This window comes from Cryobacterium soli, from assembly GCF_003611035.1.
GTDB lineage: Bacteria > Actinomycetota > Actinomycetes > Actinomycetales > Microbacteriaceae > Cryobacterium > Cryobacterium soli.
Window position 1 is genome coordinate 799,655 of the sequence record NZ_CP030033.1, and the last position, 17,207, is coordinate 816,861.

Here is a 17,207-nt window from a genome sequence, read left to right on the forward strand (position 1 = left end):
ATGCCCGCGCGCCCGCGGGTCAGCGGCCGATGCGCCCCGAGAAGATCGCGTGCACGAGCGGCACGACCGATCCGATCATCAGCACCGCCCCGAGCACCGCGTCGTCGGCGCGGAGCACCGCCCCGGCGATGAGCAGCGCACCGAACAGCAGCGCGGACACCGCGCGGGTGACCGTGCGTTCCAGCCGGGCGACCCGCCGCTCCAGGCCGGGACTTGAGACCGCCACGGTGCCGTCTTCGAACCGGGTGACCAGGCCGTCCAGCCGCTTGGGCAGTCGCCAGGCGATCCCGGCGTTCGCCAGGGCCTGCTTGCCGAAGTCCTGCACCACGTTGCCGCCCTCGTCGCGAATCAGCTGCGACGCGTAGGGTTCCACCGAGTCCCAGAGGTTGAACGCGGGGTTGAGTGAGCTGCAGACCCCGGAGGTGAGGGACATGGCACGGATGATGAGCAGGAAGTTCTCCGGCAGCTGGAACGGTAGCGCCCGTACGACGTCGCCGAACTGAATCGCGAAGTCACGGAACTCCCGCGGGTCCACTTCACGCAGCTCCGCGAAGCCCATGCCACCGAAGCGGGCGAAGAGCTGCTTCATCGCTTTTTCCAGTTCGGTCGTCTCCGCCGAGGGCAATAACACGCCCAGGTCGCGGGCAGCGTTGACCATGCCGCTGCCGTCGCGCGACGCAGCGGCGATGAGCATCTTCCGCAGGCCCGCCCTGGTGGTCGGCGGAACCTCCCCCATCATGCCGAAGTCGATGAACGTGAGTTTCCAGCCGCGCCCGCTCGGGTCATCCGGCACCGGGGTGACGAAGATGTTGCCCGGGTGCGGGTCGGCGTGGAAGAAGCCGCTGCTGAACAGCTGGTCGAACATCACCGCAGCGAAGACCGGTGCCACGTCGTTGGGGTCGATCCCGGCGAGCGCGAGCGCGTCGGTGTCGGTGATCTTGATCGCCGTCACGTCCTCCAGCGTCAGCACCCGACGGGTCGAGCGCTCCCACACCACGGCGGGCACACTCACCCGGTCGTCACCGTCGAATTCCTCTGCGAAACGCACCGAGCTGGCGGCCTCGTGCAGGTAGTCGATCTCCTCGAGGCTGGTCTGGGCGAATTCCTCCACCAGGGCGGGCGCATCCACCCGGTCGGACACGAGCCGCACGTGGCTGAGCCAGCCGCCCACCTTGCGCAACGCCGCCAGGTCCACGTCGACGATGGTGTCGATGCCGGGCCGCTGCACCTTGATCACCACGTCGTGCAGGCCGGTGTCGTCGCTGTCTTGGCGGGCGAGCCGGGCACGGTGGGCCTGACCGAGGGATGCCGCGGCCACGGGGGTTTCGTCCACCCAGGAGAACGCCCGCTCCAGCGGCATGCCGAGTTCGGTCTCGGCGAGAACCCGGATCGCCGCGAACGGTACCGGCGGCACCTCGTCCTGCAGTCCCTCGAGCTCGGAGGTGATCTCCGGCGGCAGGACGTCCAGGCGCGACGACAGGAACTGGCCGACCTTGATCATCAGGCCGCCCAGGTCCACCGCGAGCACGTGGAAGCGCTGGGCGAAGCGGGTCATCCGTTTCGCCCGGGTGCGCTCGGCAACCTTCGCCAGCCCGATCCGCGGCAGAAGAAGTTCGTAGAACCAGGTGACGGCCAGATTCCACCCGGCGAAACGCAGGATGCGGCGATACCGGGCCCGGGTGTCCCCCGCGCCGGGGTTCACGCTCGGTGAATCCCGGCGAACCGATGGCACCCGTCAGTCCTGGGCCAGGATCGAGTAAATCCGCCGACGTGCTTCGTCGATAGCGGCCACGGCCTGCTTGATCTGCTCCGGCGAACCGGTGCGGCCCACCTGCGCGGCCGCCTGGGCCAGCTCGATCCCGGCCTTGGGCAGTGCGGTGAACTTGGCGTCTTCGGTCGCGCTCTCCGGCGCCCACGGCGTCGATCCGGCCGAACCGGCGACCTCCTCCCGGCCCGCGTCGGTGAGGGAGTAGGTCTTGCGACCGTTCGACTCTTCGGCGCTGATGAGCCCTTCGTCGGCCAGCAGCTGCAACGTCGGGTAGACGGAGCCGGCGCTGGGCTTCCAGGTGCCGCCGCTGCGCTCCTCAATCTCGTGGATGATCTGGTAACCGTGCATCGGCTGCTCGGCGAGCAGGCTGAGTACCGCTTCGCGCACGTCGCCGCGTCCCATGCGGGTGCCCACGCGCTTCTCGAACTTGGAGCGCAGCTGCTCCATCGCCTGCCACATGCCATCGGCATTCATGCCGGCGCCGAACCCACTGCTGGGAAAGGAAGTGCCCATGATGATCTCCTTCGTGAATCGCTAACGATACTCAACGATATAGTCTGGCGGGGCCGATCGACAGGGCAAAAGAGGCCCAGGGCCGGACTCTCAGCGAACTCCCGCTATCGCCTGGAAACTAGGATGAGCGGATGCAGTTTTCCCTCTGGGTGGCCCTGGTAGGCGCGGGCACCCTGATCAGTTTCACGCCGGGTGCCGGGGCCATCAACACCATGAGCAACGCCCTCAACGCGGGCTTCCGCCGGTCTATCTGGGGCATCCTCGGCCAGCAGGCCGCATTGCTCATCCACATCGTGATCGTGGCGCTGGGTGTCGGACTGCTCGTGGCCGGTTCGCCGATCGCGTTCAACGTCATCCGCTACGCGGGGGCCGCCTACCTCGTCTATCTGGGTATCCGGCAGTTCCTGGCCACACCCGACCTCGACGCCGAGCAGGTGCGCTCCCTCAGCCATGAGCCGCGCTGGTCGATGTTCCGCCGCGGGCTCTGGGTCAACATGCTCAATCCCAAGGCCATCGTGTTCTTCCTCGCGTTCTTGCCCCAGTTCATCCGGGCCGACCGGCCCCTTCCGGCCCAGTACCTGATCGTGGCCGCCACGGTCGTCGTGATCGACATTCTGGTGATGTGGTTCTTCTTCGCCGGCACGGCGCGCTCCTTCCAGCGCTTCACCCGCGACGCCCGGGGGCAGCAGGTGCTGAACCGGGTCTTCGGAGTGCTCTTCGTGGCCGTCGGCGTGCTGCTCGCGGTCATCCACTAAGCCCCCGGACGTTTCGCACCGCCGCTGGGGTGAGCAGATGGGGTGGGGACCCGTCTTCGTGGCGTCGGCGCTGGCGCTCGCGCACTCCCCACCGAGCCGCGCAGGAATAAGAGGTCGCTCCTGAGAATCTCAGGAGCGACCTCCTTTCGGCCTGACCAGCGCAAGCGGTATTCGCCGCGCCTCCCGGGCCCTCTAGCCCTCGACGCGGCGGGATACCCGCAGGGTGACGATCTGGAACGCCCGGAGGCTCAACTGCACCGCGTCGTCCGCTGACTCCGTGACCGCGACGAATTCGACGGCGCGCTCGAGGAGGTCGGTCTCCACGATGCGCTCCACGGGGAATCCGAACCGCACGGAGCCTGTGGCCCGGGAGCCGCGCGCCTCGTAGAGGCGCACGATCACGTCACCCGACCGGTCCTCGGCCAGCTTCACGGCCTCGATCACGATCGACGCCGCCGTGCTCGTCACCACGGGTGCCACGGCCGCTCCCGAAATCTCCCGGAGAGGCAGATTGACGCGATAGCCCTGCTCGGCAGCACCGATGACATCGGGCGTGATACCGATCGAGGTGCGCAGCACGTGCACCCCCTGGTCGGCGGTGGGGTCGGGGAACGTCGGCGCCCGCAGTAGCGACTCACGCACCGTGGTCGTGGTTCCACCACCGGCACGGGTGCGCCGGCCGATGTCGTGGCCGTAGGTCGAGTCGTTGGCCACGGCTACTCCGAAGCCCGGCTCGCCCACGAACACCCATCGGTGGGCGCAGGTCTCGAAGCGGGCGGCATCCCACGAAGTGTTCACGTGAGTGGGCCGGTAGATGTGGCCGAACTGAATCTCGGATGCTGCCCGGTCGGCATGCACATCCAGGGGGAAGGCCAGCTTGAGCAGCTTCTGCCGCTCGTGCCAATCGACCGTCGTGACGATGTCCAGCGTCGCCTGATCGCCCAGCAGGGTGAGGTCCTGAGAGACCGTCGAGGACCCGAAGCTGCGGGTCACCCGCACAGTCGCACGTCCGTGTTCCTGCGAAGCCAGGACCACCGAGTCGGCCTCGAGCAGTTCCGCGCCGGTGCGCTGGTAGTGCTCGTCGAGGTCCCAGGCGTCCCACTGGGTCGGGGTATCCCGGAACAGCTGCAGAACGTTGCCCGGTTCGCCGGCCGGGACGGCCTCGCGCCCCGTGCTGAGATCCACCAGCGACGTGAGCAGCCCCCGGGCGTCGATGACGACCCGCACGGTCTCGTTTTCGAGCACGAATCCGCCGTCCCGCGCCTCAGCGCGTAGCGGCGCTGGTTCGCTGCGGGGCGCCGCGGAGAGCGCGGGCACCCCCGACACGGCAAACGGCGAGGCGTTGAACACAACTCTTTCCGGTGCACCCGGCCCCGCCAGCGTGGCGAGTGCCTGGGAAATCACGTCTTCGAGCTCCACGCGGACCGCTTCAAAGGACGCCTCGGCGACCTGGTGCACCCAGGCGATGGAGCTGCCCGGCAGGATGTCGTGGAACTGGTTCAGCAGCACGGTCTGCCAGGCTGCCTCGATGCGCTCATAGGGGTAGACCGCGCCGGCGCGAAGAGTCGCTGCGGTCGCCCACAGTTCGGCTTCGCGCAGCAGGTGCTCACTGCGCCGGTTGCCCGACTTGGTTTTTGCCTGCGACGTGTACGTGCCCCGGTGGAACTCGAGGTAGAGCTCACCCGACCAGACCGGCGGCTGGGGGTAAGACGCTTCGGCCTCCTCGAAGAACGCTCGTGGGGAGGCGATACGCACGCTCGGTGAGCCCTCCAACGATTCGGTGCGCTTCGCGGCGGCGAGCATCTCACGTGTTGGTCCTCCCCCGCCATCGCCATACCCGAAGGGCACCAGCGACACGTTCGACGCGCCCTTTTCGGAGTACTGGCGCTGGGCGCGGGCCAATTCCTCGCCCGAAAGCAGGGAGTTGTAGGTATCCACCGGCGGGAAGTGGGTGAACACCCGGGTGCCGTCGATGCCTTCCCAGTTGAAGGTGTGGTGCGGCATGGTGTTGGTTTCGTTCCAACTGATCTTCTGGGTGAGGAAGTACTTGGACCCTGCGGCGGTCACGATCTGAGGGAAGGCGGCCGTGTAGCCGAACGAGTCGGGCAGCCACACCTCGAGGGGTTCCACCCCGAACTCCCGCATGAAGAAGGATTTTCCGGCCACCAGCTGCCGGGCCAGAGCTTCACCGCCGGGCATATTGGTGTCTGATTCCACCCACATCCCACCGACCGGCACGAACCGGCCCTCGATCGCGCGTTCGCGGATGCGCTCGAACAACTGCGGGTAGTGCTCCTTCATCCAGGCGTACTGCTGGGCGGACGAGCAGGCGAAGATGAAGTTCGGGTCTTCGTCCATGAGGTGCAGAACGTTCGAGAACGTTCGGGCGCATTTACGCACGGTTTCCCGCACCGGCCACAGCCAGGCCGAGTCGATGTGCGCGTGGCCCACGGCCACCACACGGTGGGCACTGGCATACGCCGGCAGGGCCAGAATCGGTGCAAGGATGGCGCGGCCCAGGTGCGCGGTTCCGCTCACGTCATCGGGGTCCATCGCATCGGTCACTGCTTCGAGCGCTCGCATGATCTCCGCGGTGCGGGGCAGGTCGGCGCTCAGCTCTTCCATCAGGCCGACAAGAGTCCAGATGTCCCGATCCAGCTGCCAGACCTGACTGTCCAGCAGGGCCACATCCATTCGGCGGAGCCGGTATATCGGATCGGTTCCCGCGGTGGCCTTGTCCCCCACGGCGGTGGGCTGGAAAGTCCAGTCGCTGCCGACGTCGGGGTTGGAGGCGGCCTCGACGTAGACGTCGACGACGCCGCCGGGCCCGACCTGGAGGGGCACGTAGTTGTTGAAGGGCTCCACGGCCTTCACAATGCGCCCCTCAGGGTCGTAGACGAGACCTTCAGCCTGGAATCCGGCCTGGCCAGAGAGGAAACCCAGGTCGACGAGGAGCTCGGTACGGGTGTCCAGGTGGGCGAACCGTGACCAGTCGTCGGGTACGACCCCGGTCACATGGAACCAGGTGGTTCCCCACGGCTTGCCCCACGGTGAACCGATGGCGAACGGGGTGAACTCGTGCTCGACGGCATCGGCGAAAGGCACGGGTTCGTCGGGAACTTCCCAGGCCGTGATCGTGAGCGGGGTGGAGGTGCAGTAGAGCGCGGGGGTGACCCGTTCGCTGACGAATCGACGGATGCGGGCCCGGACGAGAGTGGTGGTGTCGTGCATGGTGGTGCTCCTTGCTTGGCGGGGTCAGCCCTTGATGGCACCGGCCATGGCCGATGAACCACCGAGAACACGCGATACGAAGACGTACAGCGTGATGACCGGAAGGGAATAGAGAAGGGAAAACGCGGCCAGCTGTCCGTAGGCGACCGTGCCGTACTGCCCGAAGAACGAGAAAATGCTCACGGCCGCCGGAAGCTTGTCGGGTGAAAGCAGCAGCACGAAGGGCACGAAGAAATTGCCCCAGGCGCCGATGAACACGAAAATGAACACCACGGCCAGGCCAGGCCGCATGAGCGGAATCACGATCCGGGTCAGGGTGGTCAACATCGACGCACCGTCCATCCAGGCGGCCTCCTCGAGGCTCACCGGCACGCTGTCCATGAAGTTCTTGGTCATGTAGATCGCGATCGGCAGGCTCGTCGCCGCGAGGAACAAGGTCGTTCCGGGCAGCGAGTCGATGAGGTTGAACGCCACGAACAGCGCATAAACGGGAACCATCATGGCCGTGATCGGCAGGCAGGTGCCGAACAGCACGCCATAGAGGAAAGGCTTGTTCACCCGCATCTTGTAACGCGACAGCGGGTACGCAGCCAGCACGGCAACCGTCACCGTGATCACAGCGCAGCCACCGGCGAGGAACAGGCTGTTCAGCAACGGGATGAACGCCGTCTCCGGTGTCATCACATCGGTGAAATTCTGCAACGAGAACGTCTCCGGCAGCTTGATCGACAGGGTCGCCCGGGTATCCACGGAGGCGAGGACCAGCCAGATCAGCGGCAGCGCGAAAGCGAGGGTGACGAGCAACAGAACCCCGTTGGAGGCGGTCCTCATGACACGCCTGCTCGGTGAGGTCATCCCCATATCAATCGACCTCCGGCTTGAGCGCCCGAATGTACGCGACCGAGAAGGCCGCGCCGACAAGCAGCATGATGGTGGCGATCGCCGTTCCGAAACCGAGCTGCCCGAATTGGAAGGCCTCTTGGTAGGCCAGCACCGGCAACGTCGAACTGTTGGTGCCGGGCCCACCGCCGGTCATCACGAAGATCAAAGTGAAGACCGACAGGGTCTGCAGGGTCGTCAGCATGAGGTTGGTGGAGATACTGCGCCGGATCATCGGGATGGTGATGAACACCAGCCGCTGCCAACCGCGCGCACCGTCGACCTCCGCCGATTCGGTGATCTCAGGCGGCACATCCTGCAGCGCCGCCGAGTAGACGAGCATCGAGAAGGCTGTGCCGCGCCAGATGTTGGCGAGGATCACCGACAGCATCGGCAGCGCGTACAGCCAGTTCGGCCCGTCGATGCCGACGGCGGCGAGCAGGTTGTTCAGCGTTCCGGTGTCGTTGAAGAAGGCGTAGGCGGCGAACGAGGCGACGATCTCCGGCAGCACCCAGGCCGTCACCACGAAGGTACCCACGAGGGAGCGGACCAGGCGGTTGGAGGATCGCATCAGAAGGGCCAGCCCCAGGCCGAGAACGTTCTGTCCCACGATCGCCGAGGCGACCAGGAACACCAGGGTGAGCAGCACCGACTTGGGAAAGTCCGGGTCGGCCAAGAGAGCCGCATAGTTGTCGAAGCCCACGAAGGTCGAATCCTGAGCGGATGCCCCTGACAGTGACGCGTTCGTGAAAGAACCGTAGAAGGAGCTGATCACCGGCCCGAGAAGGAAGACCGCGAGGAGCACCACCGCAGGTAACAGCGGGATGCTCCGAACCAGGGAACGGTGGGTCGCGGCCCGCGCCCGGCCCGGCCGAGGGGATGTCCCTCGACCCGGCCGTTCATCAGGTCGCGCCAGAGTCGGCGCGGACACGGCTACTCGGCGCTCTCGGTGTTCTCTTCACCGACGATGCCGACCACCGCTTGGTCGTAGGCCGCCGCCGCGTCTTTGGGGCTCTGCTGCCCCGTCATCACGGCTTCCATGGCCACGGTGATCGCGCTGGAGATCTGGGCGTAGTCGCTGGTGGCTGGGCGGAAGTGCGTGTTCGCCACGATTTCTGAGAAGAATCCGAAGGTGGGGTTCGCGGCCTGGTAGTCCGGGTCCTGGGAGACGTCGTCACGCACGGCGATCTGGCTGGCTGCGATGTCGTAGGCCTGGGAGTTGTCCTTGTTCAGCGCCAGGGAGATGAAGTCCCAGGCGGCATCCTTGTTGGTGGACTTGGACCCCATGGCCAGCGTCCAGCCGCCGGACATGCTCGTGGCTCCAGGTTCAGCGCCGTCCTGGGTGGGCATGGCGGCCTGACCCATCACCGAGTCCCATTCGGCCCAGGGCGCGGTGCCCTCTTCAAGCCAGGTACCGCTCAACCAGGACCCGTCGATGCCCATGGCCAGCTTGCCCTGGGGCAGCCATTCGCCGGAGACGAGGTTGCCCACGTTCTTGTCGAGGGCCTGCTCGGGGGTGGGCCCCAGGTCGCCCTGGTAGACGTCTTCGATGAAGCCGAGCGAGTCGACGAAGCCCTGGGAGCCGGTGACCCATTTCTGGTCGTCAGTGTTGTACAACGTGTCTTCGGTGCCGTAGAGAAGCATCTCGAAGCCCTGCATCGAAGCGGCTTCGCCCTGCGCCTTACCCGAGTAGACGTTCAGCGGAATCACGTCTGGCAGTTCGGCCTTCACCGTCGCGGCGGCGTCGAGCACGTCTTCCCAGGTCTTCGGTTCGAAGGGTACGGGTAGCCCGGCCTCGGCGAAAAGGTCCTTGTTGTACCAAATGGCCCGGGTGTCGGTGCCCATCGGGATGCCGTAGGTCTTGCCGTCGCTGCCGAGACCGGCGTTCTTGGCATTGCCGTAGAAGCTGTCCCAGTCCTCCCACTCCGACGAGTATTCGTCGAGCGGGGCCAGGTAGCCCGCGTCGCTGTCGGACTGCACCCGGAAGGTGTCTTCGTACATGACATCCGGCGCGGTGGCAGCCGACTTGTTCATGAGAGCGAGCTTGGTGGCGTAATCGTTCTCCTGCGCCTCGATAGGCACGAGCTCCACGGTGAGTCCCTTGTTCGCGGCCTCGAAGGCTTCCTTCACGGCCTTCATGTGGTTATCCACCTGCACGAAGGCGCCGAACTTCTGGTACGCCACCTTGATCGTCTGGGATTCAGTGTCGGAGCCTCCCGCCGAACACCCGGACAACGCCAGCGCCGCCACCGCCCCCAACGACACAACCGACAAGAGTGATTTCTTCATTGAATTCTCCTTTGAACCCCTGAGGCGGTTCCCTCCGACACCGTTGCCGACGACACCCCGCCCCATAACTAAAACAAATGGAGTAATTCGTGTCAAGCATTTCGGGTCAGGCATATCGGGGAAGATTCCGACGCCCCCGCCGGCTCGGCAGCTAGTTCGAGATGAACAGAGTCGCCGACCGCGGCGACAGGGTGGCATCGAGGACCAGACAGGCGGCACCCACCGCGGCCACGTCAGCGCCGATCTTCGAGCCTGTCACCGTCACAGGCCGCAATGTCACCAGGGCGGTCGAGGCGTTGATCACTGCGGGCACCCGCTCCAGCAGAAGATCGGCGACCCGCTCCCAGTAGGGGCCGCCGAACACCACCCGATTCAGGTCGAGCAGGTTGACGATGGTCACGATCGCCTCCGCCATATAACGGGCCACCTCGTCGAGCAACTCGATCGCCACCGGGTTTCCGGCGTGGGCCAGCGTCGCCACCTGACTGAAGCCGGCATCGATGGCCGAGGTGTCCGGGGTCTCCCCCGGCAGCTGAATAAGGCCACGCTCAACGGCCGCGTTCACTATGGTGACGGGGCTGATTGCATCGCCAAGGCATCCGCGGCGCCCGCAGCGGCACATCGGCCCGGTGGGATCGACCACAATGTGGCCGGCATCGCCCGCGTTCTTCGTCGGGCCTCGCACCACCTCGCGGCTCAGCACCAGTCCCACGCCAACCCCGGTGCCGTAGTAGAAGAACAGAAAATCGTCGTGGTCGGCGCCGGTGCTCTTCCAGAGCTCGCCGACCGCGGCGGCCGTCACATCCTTCTCGAGGAGAACGAAGAAGCCGGTGGCTCTCTCCAGCTCGTCGCGCAGGGCCACCCCGTGCCAGTTGCTGAGAAGCGGAGGGTCGAGGACCACGCCCAGGTTCATGTCGATGGGGCCGGGTGAGGCGATGCCCACCCCAAGCACCCGTTGACGGTCGATGCCCGCCGAGGCGATGATCGCCTCTACCGAGTCCCGCATCTCGGTGATCACCATGCCGGGATCGGCGGCGGACGGCGTGCGCGTGGTGGTGTGGGCCAGAACGTGGCCCTCGATGTTCAGGAGCACATAGGTGATCACGGCAGGGTCTATGTGCACGCCGATGGCGTAGTGCCCCGACGGGTCCAGTTGCAGGATGGTGCGGGGCTTGCCCACACCGAGGCTGCGGATGCCGGCCTCGCGGATGACCCCGGCGTCGAGCAGCCGCCGGGACACATTCGACACCGTCTGAGCGCTGAGCCCGGTCTGCTCGGCGATTTCGACGCGGCTGAGCCCCGCCGGCGTCCGACGGATGGTGTCGAGCACCACCGTCTGATTGAACCCGCCCAGTGCGTGAAGGTTCGAGCCGCGTCGCATGTTCTCCTTGCAGGGTCGGGCACCAATGACCTCGTTACCAGCAAGTATGCCCGCGAGGATGCTCGGTACCCAACTCATGATCCCGATCGTGCCGCGGTGTTCAGAGGCGACCGCGCCGCGCAGCCAGGCGCGGAAACCGCCGTGGTGCGCCCTACGGCCGGGCCGCGAGAACGCAGAACTCGTTACCCTCGGGGTCGGCGAGCACCACCCACGAAACGTCGGCCTGGCCGATGTCGACCCGGCTGGCGCCTAGGCCGATCAAACGGTCGACCTCGGCGGCCTGGTCGTCGGGCACGAAGTCGAGGTGCAGGCGATTCTTCCCACTCTTCTCCTCGGGCACCGCGCCGAACAACACCGTCGGATGCGCGCCCTGCGACGGCGCGATCTCCAGCTCATCCGCGCTCTCGCCGACCACGACCCAGCCCAGGGCGTCCCGCCACCACAGCCCGAGCGTGCGAGGATCCCGGCTGTCGACCACCACTTCTTCCCACATCAATGCCATGCCGCCACACTACCCAGGCCCGCGCACGATCGGCCGGCGCAACGAGCCGCGAGTGCAGCCATCCGGCCGGTGGGCGCACGTTACTCTGGAACATTGCCGTCGCCGTGTACGAGGACGACGCCCCGAACCGAGGAGAACCCGATGTCGGTCGGTTTGCTTGCCGTTGTTGATGACATTTTGACCGCCGCCCTCAAGGCCAGCGCGAAGACGGCCGGTGTCGTCATCGATGACGCAGCCGTCACCCCGCAGTACGTGCAGGGCCTCACGCCGGCGCGTGAGCTGCACGTCGTGGGGCGCATCGCCCTGGGCAGCCTGTTCAACAAGTTCATCATCATCATCCCGCTCGCCCTGCTGCTCTCCGCGTTCGCCCCAGGGGTGCTGCCGTTCCTGTTGATCCTCGGCGGCGGCTATCTCTGCTTCGAGGGCGCTGAGAAGGTCACCGAGTGGTTCGGTGTGCACCACGCCGCGGCCGAGACCGAGGCACGGGACGAGAAGAAGCTGGTCTTCGGCGCCATCCGCACCGACCTCATCCTGAGCACCGAAATCATGCTCATCGCGCTGGCGAGCCTCGATCCCGACTTCGGTATCTGGATGACACTCGGCGCACTGCTGGTCATCGGCCTGGGTATGACGGTGCTCGTTTACGGCGCGGTCGCCCTGCTGGTGAAGATCGACGACATCGGGCTGTCGATGATGAAGAACTCCGCACGCCAGGTGCGCCGCACCGGCGCCCGCATCGTGGCCGGCATGCCCGCCGTCTTCCGGGTCATCGGCATCGTCGGCACCGTCGCGATGCTGTGGGTGGGCGGCCACCTGGTGATCACGAACCTGGCCGAGACGCTCTGGCACGGCCCCGCCGATGTGCTGCACGCCGTGACCCACGCGATCGACGCGGCCGGACCCGTCGTGATCTGGCTCGCCGACACGGCCATGTCGGCGGTGTTCGGGCTGGTGCTGGGCATGATCATCGTCGGGATCGTTCTCGGTGTCTCGCGGCTGCTCAAGCGCAACCAGCCGGAGAGCGTCACGCACTGAGCCTGAACGGGGGTGTCCATTCCGGCCAATGCCAAGTTCGACATGCAATTCATGCGCTACGAATTCGATCGAGCTGGATGGGACTTGCCGTCTGCCCTCGTTCTGCACCCTCAATGGCAGTCGCCACTACCTGCCGAACTTGGACCGTCGCCGCCTCGCTGACTGCTGCTGGGCCGCTAACGTCCAACTTCACAACGCCCACTCCGCACGTGGCGACGCGCGCGCCACTGCCGGATTGCTTCAGGCGGCTGGGGGCTCGTACTCTAGGCCGCGGTGGTGAGCACCACCGTCGTTAGGCTGGGTGGATGGACAGTGGACGAACGCTGGGCGCCCGACGCGCCCGCCTGAGCGACGTCGCCGCGGCCGCCGGTGTGTCCCCCACCACGGTGTCGCACGCGCTCAGCGGTGCCCGCACGGTGAACGTTGCGACCCGGGAGCGGATCCTGTCGGTCGCACACGACCTCGGCTACGTGCCCGATCGCGTGGCCAGCGGGCTGCGACGTCGACGCACGGGCGTCGTCGGCCTGGTCGGCGACAACATCGCGGCGACACCGTTCGCCGGGCGCATCATCGAGGGCGCCCGCCAGGCCGGCCTCGACCATGACGTTCTGCTCATGGTGGGTGAGAGCGGCGGTGACCCCCAGATCGAAGCCGACCTCATCGCGCTCTTCCTCGCTCAGCGCGTCGACGGGCTCCTCATCGCCCGCATGTACCACCAGCGTGTCCCCCGCCCCTCGGTGCCGGACGACCTGCCGGTCGTTCTTGTCGACGCCGCCCCGGAGCTGGGATGGCAGGTGGATGCTGTCGTACCCAACGAGGCACAGATCGCTGCCGTCGCGTGCGAGCGGCTCACCCGGGCCGGACACCGCGACATCGCTTACGTGGGCACCACGGACGAGAGTCGCGCGGCGCACGGCCGTCTGCTCGGCGTGCGCTCGGCGCTCGGTGATGCCGGCATTCCGCTGGGTGAGCACCGTGTCGCCTTCTGCTCGTCGGACGCCGCCGGTGGCCGACAGGCGGGCGGTCAGCTCCTCGACCAGGACGACCGTCCCACGGCGATCATCTGCTTCAACGATCAGATCGCGATGGGGGTGATGCAGGCCGCGGCACGGCGCGGCATCGCCGTTCCGGACGGGCTGTCGGTGATGGGTATCGATGACCTGCATCCGGTGGCCGACGCCCTCGACCCCGGCCTCACCACCGTGGCGCTGCCGCATACCGAGATGGGCGGGCTGGCCATGACACGCCTCATCGAACGCATCGAGGGTACCCGGCCCGGCGCCGATCACAGCGTGCAGCAACTGACCGGCTGGCTCGTCGAGCGCGGCTCAGTCGCAGCGCCGCCCACCTCGTAGATTCACTCCGCCGCCGATTCGCGCGCGACCGGCGCCACACGCAGCGGCGTCAGCGTCGCATCCGTGAGCTCGACGGTGCCGCGGGGCGCGTCCAGACGCAGTTGACGTGCTCCGGGCGCGCCATAGGTCGCCATGGTCAGGGACGCCTCGCCGTCTCCCGCGAAGACCTCGATCGAGGCCACGTCGACGACGATGTCCAGCCGCACCCGTCCGTCCTCTGAGGCGACGGGTGCCGACCGCACCGCCCGGTACTCCGCGGGCATCTCGGCGGCGATGGCGTCGGCATCCCGTGCGACGAAAGCCAGTTGGTTGTCGAAGTCGTACCCGACGGTAGCGAATCCGCCGTCGGCGTTGAGCACCTGCACGCGGACCTCGCCGGTGCCGTCCGCGGCTCCGACGTCGAGAGTCAGTCGGTACGCATCGGATGCGGGAGCCGGGAGGTCGGTCGTGCTCCCCGCATCCAGGCGCAGGGGCTCGATCTGCTCGGGCTCACCCTCCAGAGTTCGCAGCCCGTCCGCGGGAGACGAGTAGAGCTTGGCCGTGTCGCCGTCCGAACCCAGCCGGATGCTGCGCACGACCGAGTCGGAGCCGCCCTGCCAGTCACTGGTCGGGAAGCGATCCGCGTAGGCCCAGTTGTTCATCCACGCGATGCTGTACCGCGAGGTGAGCCGCTCCTGGGCGCTTTGCCGGGTGTCATCCCACGTGACGGCGGCGTAGTAGTCGGCGCCATGGTCGAGCCATTGGTGCCCGGTTCCATCGGCGGTGAACGTCGTGCCGTCCCAGTCGCCGACCCAGTATGTCGTGCCTGTCGTCATCCCCTCGGCGGTGCCGTTCGCCCCGGCGAGCAGCACCCAACGCACGTCAGTCGGATCGCCATTGACCGCCATCGGAAAGAGGTCGGGGCACTCCAGCACGCCGAGGCCCGTCGTGACGAAGTCGGACGCGTAGGTCCAGTCGCGCAAGTTGGGCGAGGTGTAGAAGCCGATGCGATCGTGCTCGGCGAGGGCCATCACCCAGTGCCCGGCGCTCTCATCCCAGAACACCCGCGGGTCTCGCCAGTCGGTGACGCCGGGATTGTCCAGAACGGGGTTGCCCTCGTAGGACTCGAACGAGTAGCCGCCATCCGTGGAGGCGAAGAGCGACTGACGCTGCACACCATTGACCTGCTGGGTGACGAGGGCGATGACCGCACCCGCCCCGAACCCCGCCGTGTCATCGGAGTCGACAACGGCGGTGCCCGTCCAGATGTCGCCGAGACCGTTGGTGTACTTGTCGATCGCGACGCCCTGGTCTTCCCAATGCACAAGGTCGGTTGAGGTCGAGTGGTACCACGCGGTGCCGTTCCCGTCGGGGTGATCGGCGTTGTAGAGGTAGTAGTAGTGCCACACGCCGTCGAGGAAGAACGGTTTCTGCGGGTCGTTCATCCAGTTTGTCTCGGGGGTCATGTGCACCGCCGGGCGGTTGGCCGACCAGTCGGCCGGGCGCTGGAACGGGCTCGACGGGGCGGGCGCGGACTCGGTGGGGCGCGGGGCTGGACCCGTGGCGTTCCCCCCGAGGACGGAGAGGGTCACTGCCGTGGCGGCGACCATCAGCGCGACCACGACAATGGCGGAGACCACGAGCGTGCGGCGGCGTGGCTTCCGCCGCGGGGCGGCGGGAGCGGAGGCATCCTGATCGGTCACAGAGAAGTCCTTCGGGTAGGTCGGCGCGTGTCCGCGGAAGCGGACGACGTGCCAGGCACGGTGGGTGGGTGCCCCGGACCGGGATCGGAACGGGGCACCCACGGCGGGGCAGGTGGGATCAGCGCAGCGGCTTCACGTGGCCACCCGGGTTGATGTTGATGTTTGCAGGCACGTCGGCCCAGCCACCGAGCCCGCTGTTTCCGTACGAGTAGTCGACGCTCGTGGTGTCGCCCTCGATGTCCATCTTCACTGTGGGGGCGAGCGTGCCGCCCCGCACGAAGTCATCGGGCGAGCCGATGGTGTCGATGAACGACTGCACGAGGCCACCGGGCATCACATAGTGCGAGTAGGCCTGGAACGCGCCCGGGTGCTGGTCGGCATTCGGCGCGAAGGGCTGACCCTGCTGGTAGTTCAGGTTGGTCGGGTTGCCCAGCGCCAGACCGGACCCGTTGAGCGGCTTGAAGTCCGAGCGGATGCCGTCGCCGACGAATCCGTAGACCCCCTCAGGTCCGTCGCTCCCGGCCGCGAACGTGCCACGGTGGGTGATCGTGAACAGGTAGGACTTGCCGTCCTTGAAAACGAACTGCGGGCGCTCGGTCTGATCAGTGACGCAGTTCGCCGACAGGATCGGCGGGAGGAACTCCCACTCGGTCAGGTCGTCGTTGGTCGCTTTAGCGAGACCGATGTTGGCGATCTGGTAGGTCGCGCCGGACGCGTTGACCTCGTCCGCTGTCTCGGCGAACGGGTCGCCGGCCTGGTAGCCCAGGTCCTCGTCGGTGCAATAGGCCTCATCACGGGGCATCGCGGTGTTGCCTTCGAAGACCATGTATGTTTCGCCGGGGTGGGCCGGGTCTTCGAACGTAAACGGGTCGCGGAAGTTGAAGGACGGGTTCTGCTGCCCGGTCTGGTAGTACTCACCGTCGGCCTGCAGCAGCTCCGTAACCTTGTTGAAGCCGGTCAACTTCACGTCCTTTCCGGTGGAGTGCACCTTGCCGACGCTGAGCGTGAGCCGCGGGTCGTAGGGCTTGACGTCCTGGCCCTGCGCGTCGCGGTAGAACGCGACGTCGGTGAAGAACAGCTTCACCTCGCCGCCCTTGAACACCCGCGCTGAACCGGACCACTGGGTTTGGTGGCTGAACGACTTGTCCTCGAAGATCTGATCCGTCACGCCTTCGTCGAAGACGAGTCCGCCGTAGGTCCAGCCGCCGTTCTCGGGCCGCTCGTCGGCAGGCACGCCCGTCTCGCGGTAGAAGTAGCCGATCTTGGCGTACTGGTGGCGCTCGTCGAAGCCGAGGCTGCGGTCGGCGACCAGCGAGAAGATGATCTCCTGGCCCTTCACCGAGTACTGATTGCCGTCTTCGTCGGTGAGGGGCCAGCTGTCCCACACCCACACCTGGTCGTTGGACATGTCGGGGAAGTCCTGCTGCACCTCGGGCATGGTCTGCGATGCCGGCATCGAATTCTCGCGTGGAGGCGTCGTGGGATCGGACACGCGCTGCAGCTGCCGCGCGTCAGCGCGGGTCCACTTGGCGGTGAAGTCGTCTTCAGGGGCGTGGGCCTCCTGGGTGTGTGGGGTCGGCTCGGGGCCGTCATGCAGGGCCGGCAGCGCCGTGGCTGCGGAGGGCAGCCCGAGTAGCGCGGCTGCGGTCAGGGCGACCGTGGTGCCCGCGGCGGCCACGAGGCGCCGGGGGCGCTTCTGGAGAGAATGCATGGCTGAGTACTCCTTGAAATGAAGAATGCAAATCGATTTGCATCAGCCATCCATGGTTGCACAGTCGCCCGGAGAACGCAGGTCGGGCGGCGCGTTCGACGATTCG

General features: G+C 66.8%; 13 protein-coding genes. 3 read left to right on the forward strand and 10 right to left on the reverse strand.

Features of this window, described 5'->3' with window-relative positions:
• Window positions 1–19: 19 nt before the first annotated feature.
• Together DOE79_RS03720 and DOE79_RS03725 are read right to left on the reverse strand one after the other, a co-directional pair.
• On the reverse strand, window positions 20–1,732 hold the full coding sequence (locus DOE79_RS03720; RefSeq protein WP_120337341.1) for an ABC1 kinase family protein: 1,713 nt from the start codon (window positions 1,730–1,732) through the stop codon (window positions 20–22).
• 3 nt (window positions 1,733–1,735) lie between these two features.
• Window positions 1,736–2,281 carry a PadR family transcriptional regulator gene (locus tag DOE79_RS03725; RefSeq protein WP_120337342.1) on the reverse strand — a complete coding sequence of 182 codons (546 nt, stop codon included), beginning with the start codon at window positions 2,279–2,281 and terminating at the stop codon, window positions 1,736–1,738.
• Window positions 2,282–2,412: 131 nt separating this feature from the next.
• Here DOE79_RS03725 and DOE79_RS03730 point away from each other — a divergent pair, with 131 nt between their 5' ends.
• Window positions 2,413–3,036: a LysE family transporter gene (locus DOE79_RS03730; protein ID WP_120337343.1), complete on the forward strand. Its 624-nt coding sequence runs from the start codon at window positions 2,413–2,415 to the stop codon at window positions 3,034–3,036.
• Between the two features lie 192 nt (window positions 3,037–3,228).
• Here DOE79_RS03730 and DOE79_RS03735 read toward each other — a convergent pair whose 3' ends face one another.
• The 6 genes from DOE79_RS03735 to DOE79_RS03760 all read right to left on the reverse strand — a co-directional run bounded on the left by DOE79_RS03735 (window position 3,229) and on the right by DOE79_RS03760 (window position 11,318).
• Window positions 3,229–6,267, reverse strand: a complete 3,039-nt coding sequence (locus tag DOE79_RS03735; RefSeq protein ID WP_120337344.1) for an alpha-mannosidase — start codon at window positions 6,265–6,267, stop codon at window positions 3,229–3,231.
• 24 nt (window positions 6,268–6,291) lie between these two features.
• The gene (locus DOE79_RS03740; protein WP_120337345.1) at window positions 6,292–7,128 is read right to left on the reverse strand and encodes a carbohydrate ABC transporter permease; all 837 of its coding nucleotides are present in this window, start codon (window positions 7,126–7,128) and stop codon (window positions 6,292–6,294) included.
• A gap of 1 nt (window position 7,129) precedes the next feature.
• Entirely contained in the window at window positions 7,130–8,062 is a 933-nt protein-coding gene (locus DOE79_RS03745) for a carbohydrate ABC transporter permease (RefSeq protein WP_120340137.1), read from the reverse strand.
• Between the two features lie 17 nt (window positions 8,063–8,079).
• Window positions 8,080–9,435, reverse strand: a complete 1,356-nt coding sequence (locus tag DOE79_RS03750) for an extracellular solute-binding protein (RefSeq protein ID WP_120337346.1) — start codon at window positions 9,433–9,435, stop codon at window positions 8,080–8,082.
• Window positions 9,436–9,586: 151 nt separating this feature from the next.
• Window positions 9,587–10,816 carry an ROK family transcriptional regulator gene (locus DOE79_RS03755; protein WP_120337347.1) on the reverse strand — a complete coding sequence of 410 codons (1,230 nt, stop codon included), beginning with the start codon at window positions 10,814–10,816 and terminating at the stop codon, window positions 9,587–9,589.
• Between the two features lie 151 nt (window positions 10,817–10,967).
• A complete protein-coding gene (locus DOE79_RS03760) occupies window positions 10,968–11,318 on the reverse strand; it encodes a VOC family protein (protein WP_120337348.1) in 351 nt (116 codons plus the stop codon).
• Window positions 11,319–11,459: 141 nt separating this feature from the next.
• Between DOE79_RS03760 and DOE79_RS03765 the strand changes: the two genes are divergently transcribed.
• Both DOE79_RS03765 and DOE79_RS03770 read left to right on the forward strand, forming a co-directional pair.
• Complete coding sequence (locus tag DOE79_RS03765; RefSeq protein WP_120337349.1) at window positions 11,460–12,353, forward strand: DUF808 domain-containing protein; 894 nt, start codon at window positions 11,460–11,462, stop codon at window positions 12,351–12,353.
• A 305-nt stretch (window positions 12,354–12,658) separates the two neighbouring features.
• Window positions 12,659–13,708, forward strand: coding sequence for a LacI family DNA-binding transcriptional regulator (locus DOE79_RS03770; protein ID WP_120337350.1), 1,050 nt, complete (start codon window positions 12,659–12,661; stop codon window positions 13,706–13,708).
• Between the two features lie 2 nt (window positions 13,709–13,710).
• Here the strand turns inward: DOE79_RS03770 and DOE79_RS03775 are convergent, their stop codons facing one another.
• Both DOE79_RS03775 and DOE79_RS03780 read right to left on the reverse strand, forming a co-directional pair.
• Window positions 13,711–15,390: a glycoside hydrolase family 32 protein gene (locus tag DOE79_RS03775; RefSeq protein ID WP_245977100.1), complete on the reverse strand. Its 1,680-nt coding sequence runs from the start codon at window positions 15,388–15,390 to the stop codon at window positions 13,711–13,713.
• 118 nt (window positions 15,391–15,508) lie between these two features.
• On the reverse strand, window positions 15,509–17,101 hold the full coding sequence (locus DOE79_RS03780) for a glycoside hydrolase family 68 protein (protein WP_120337351.1): 1,593 nt from the start codon (window positions 17,099–17,101) through the stop codon (window positions 15,509–15,511).
• Between the last annotated feature and the right edge of the window lie 106 nt (window positions 17,102–17,207).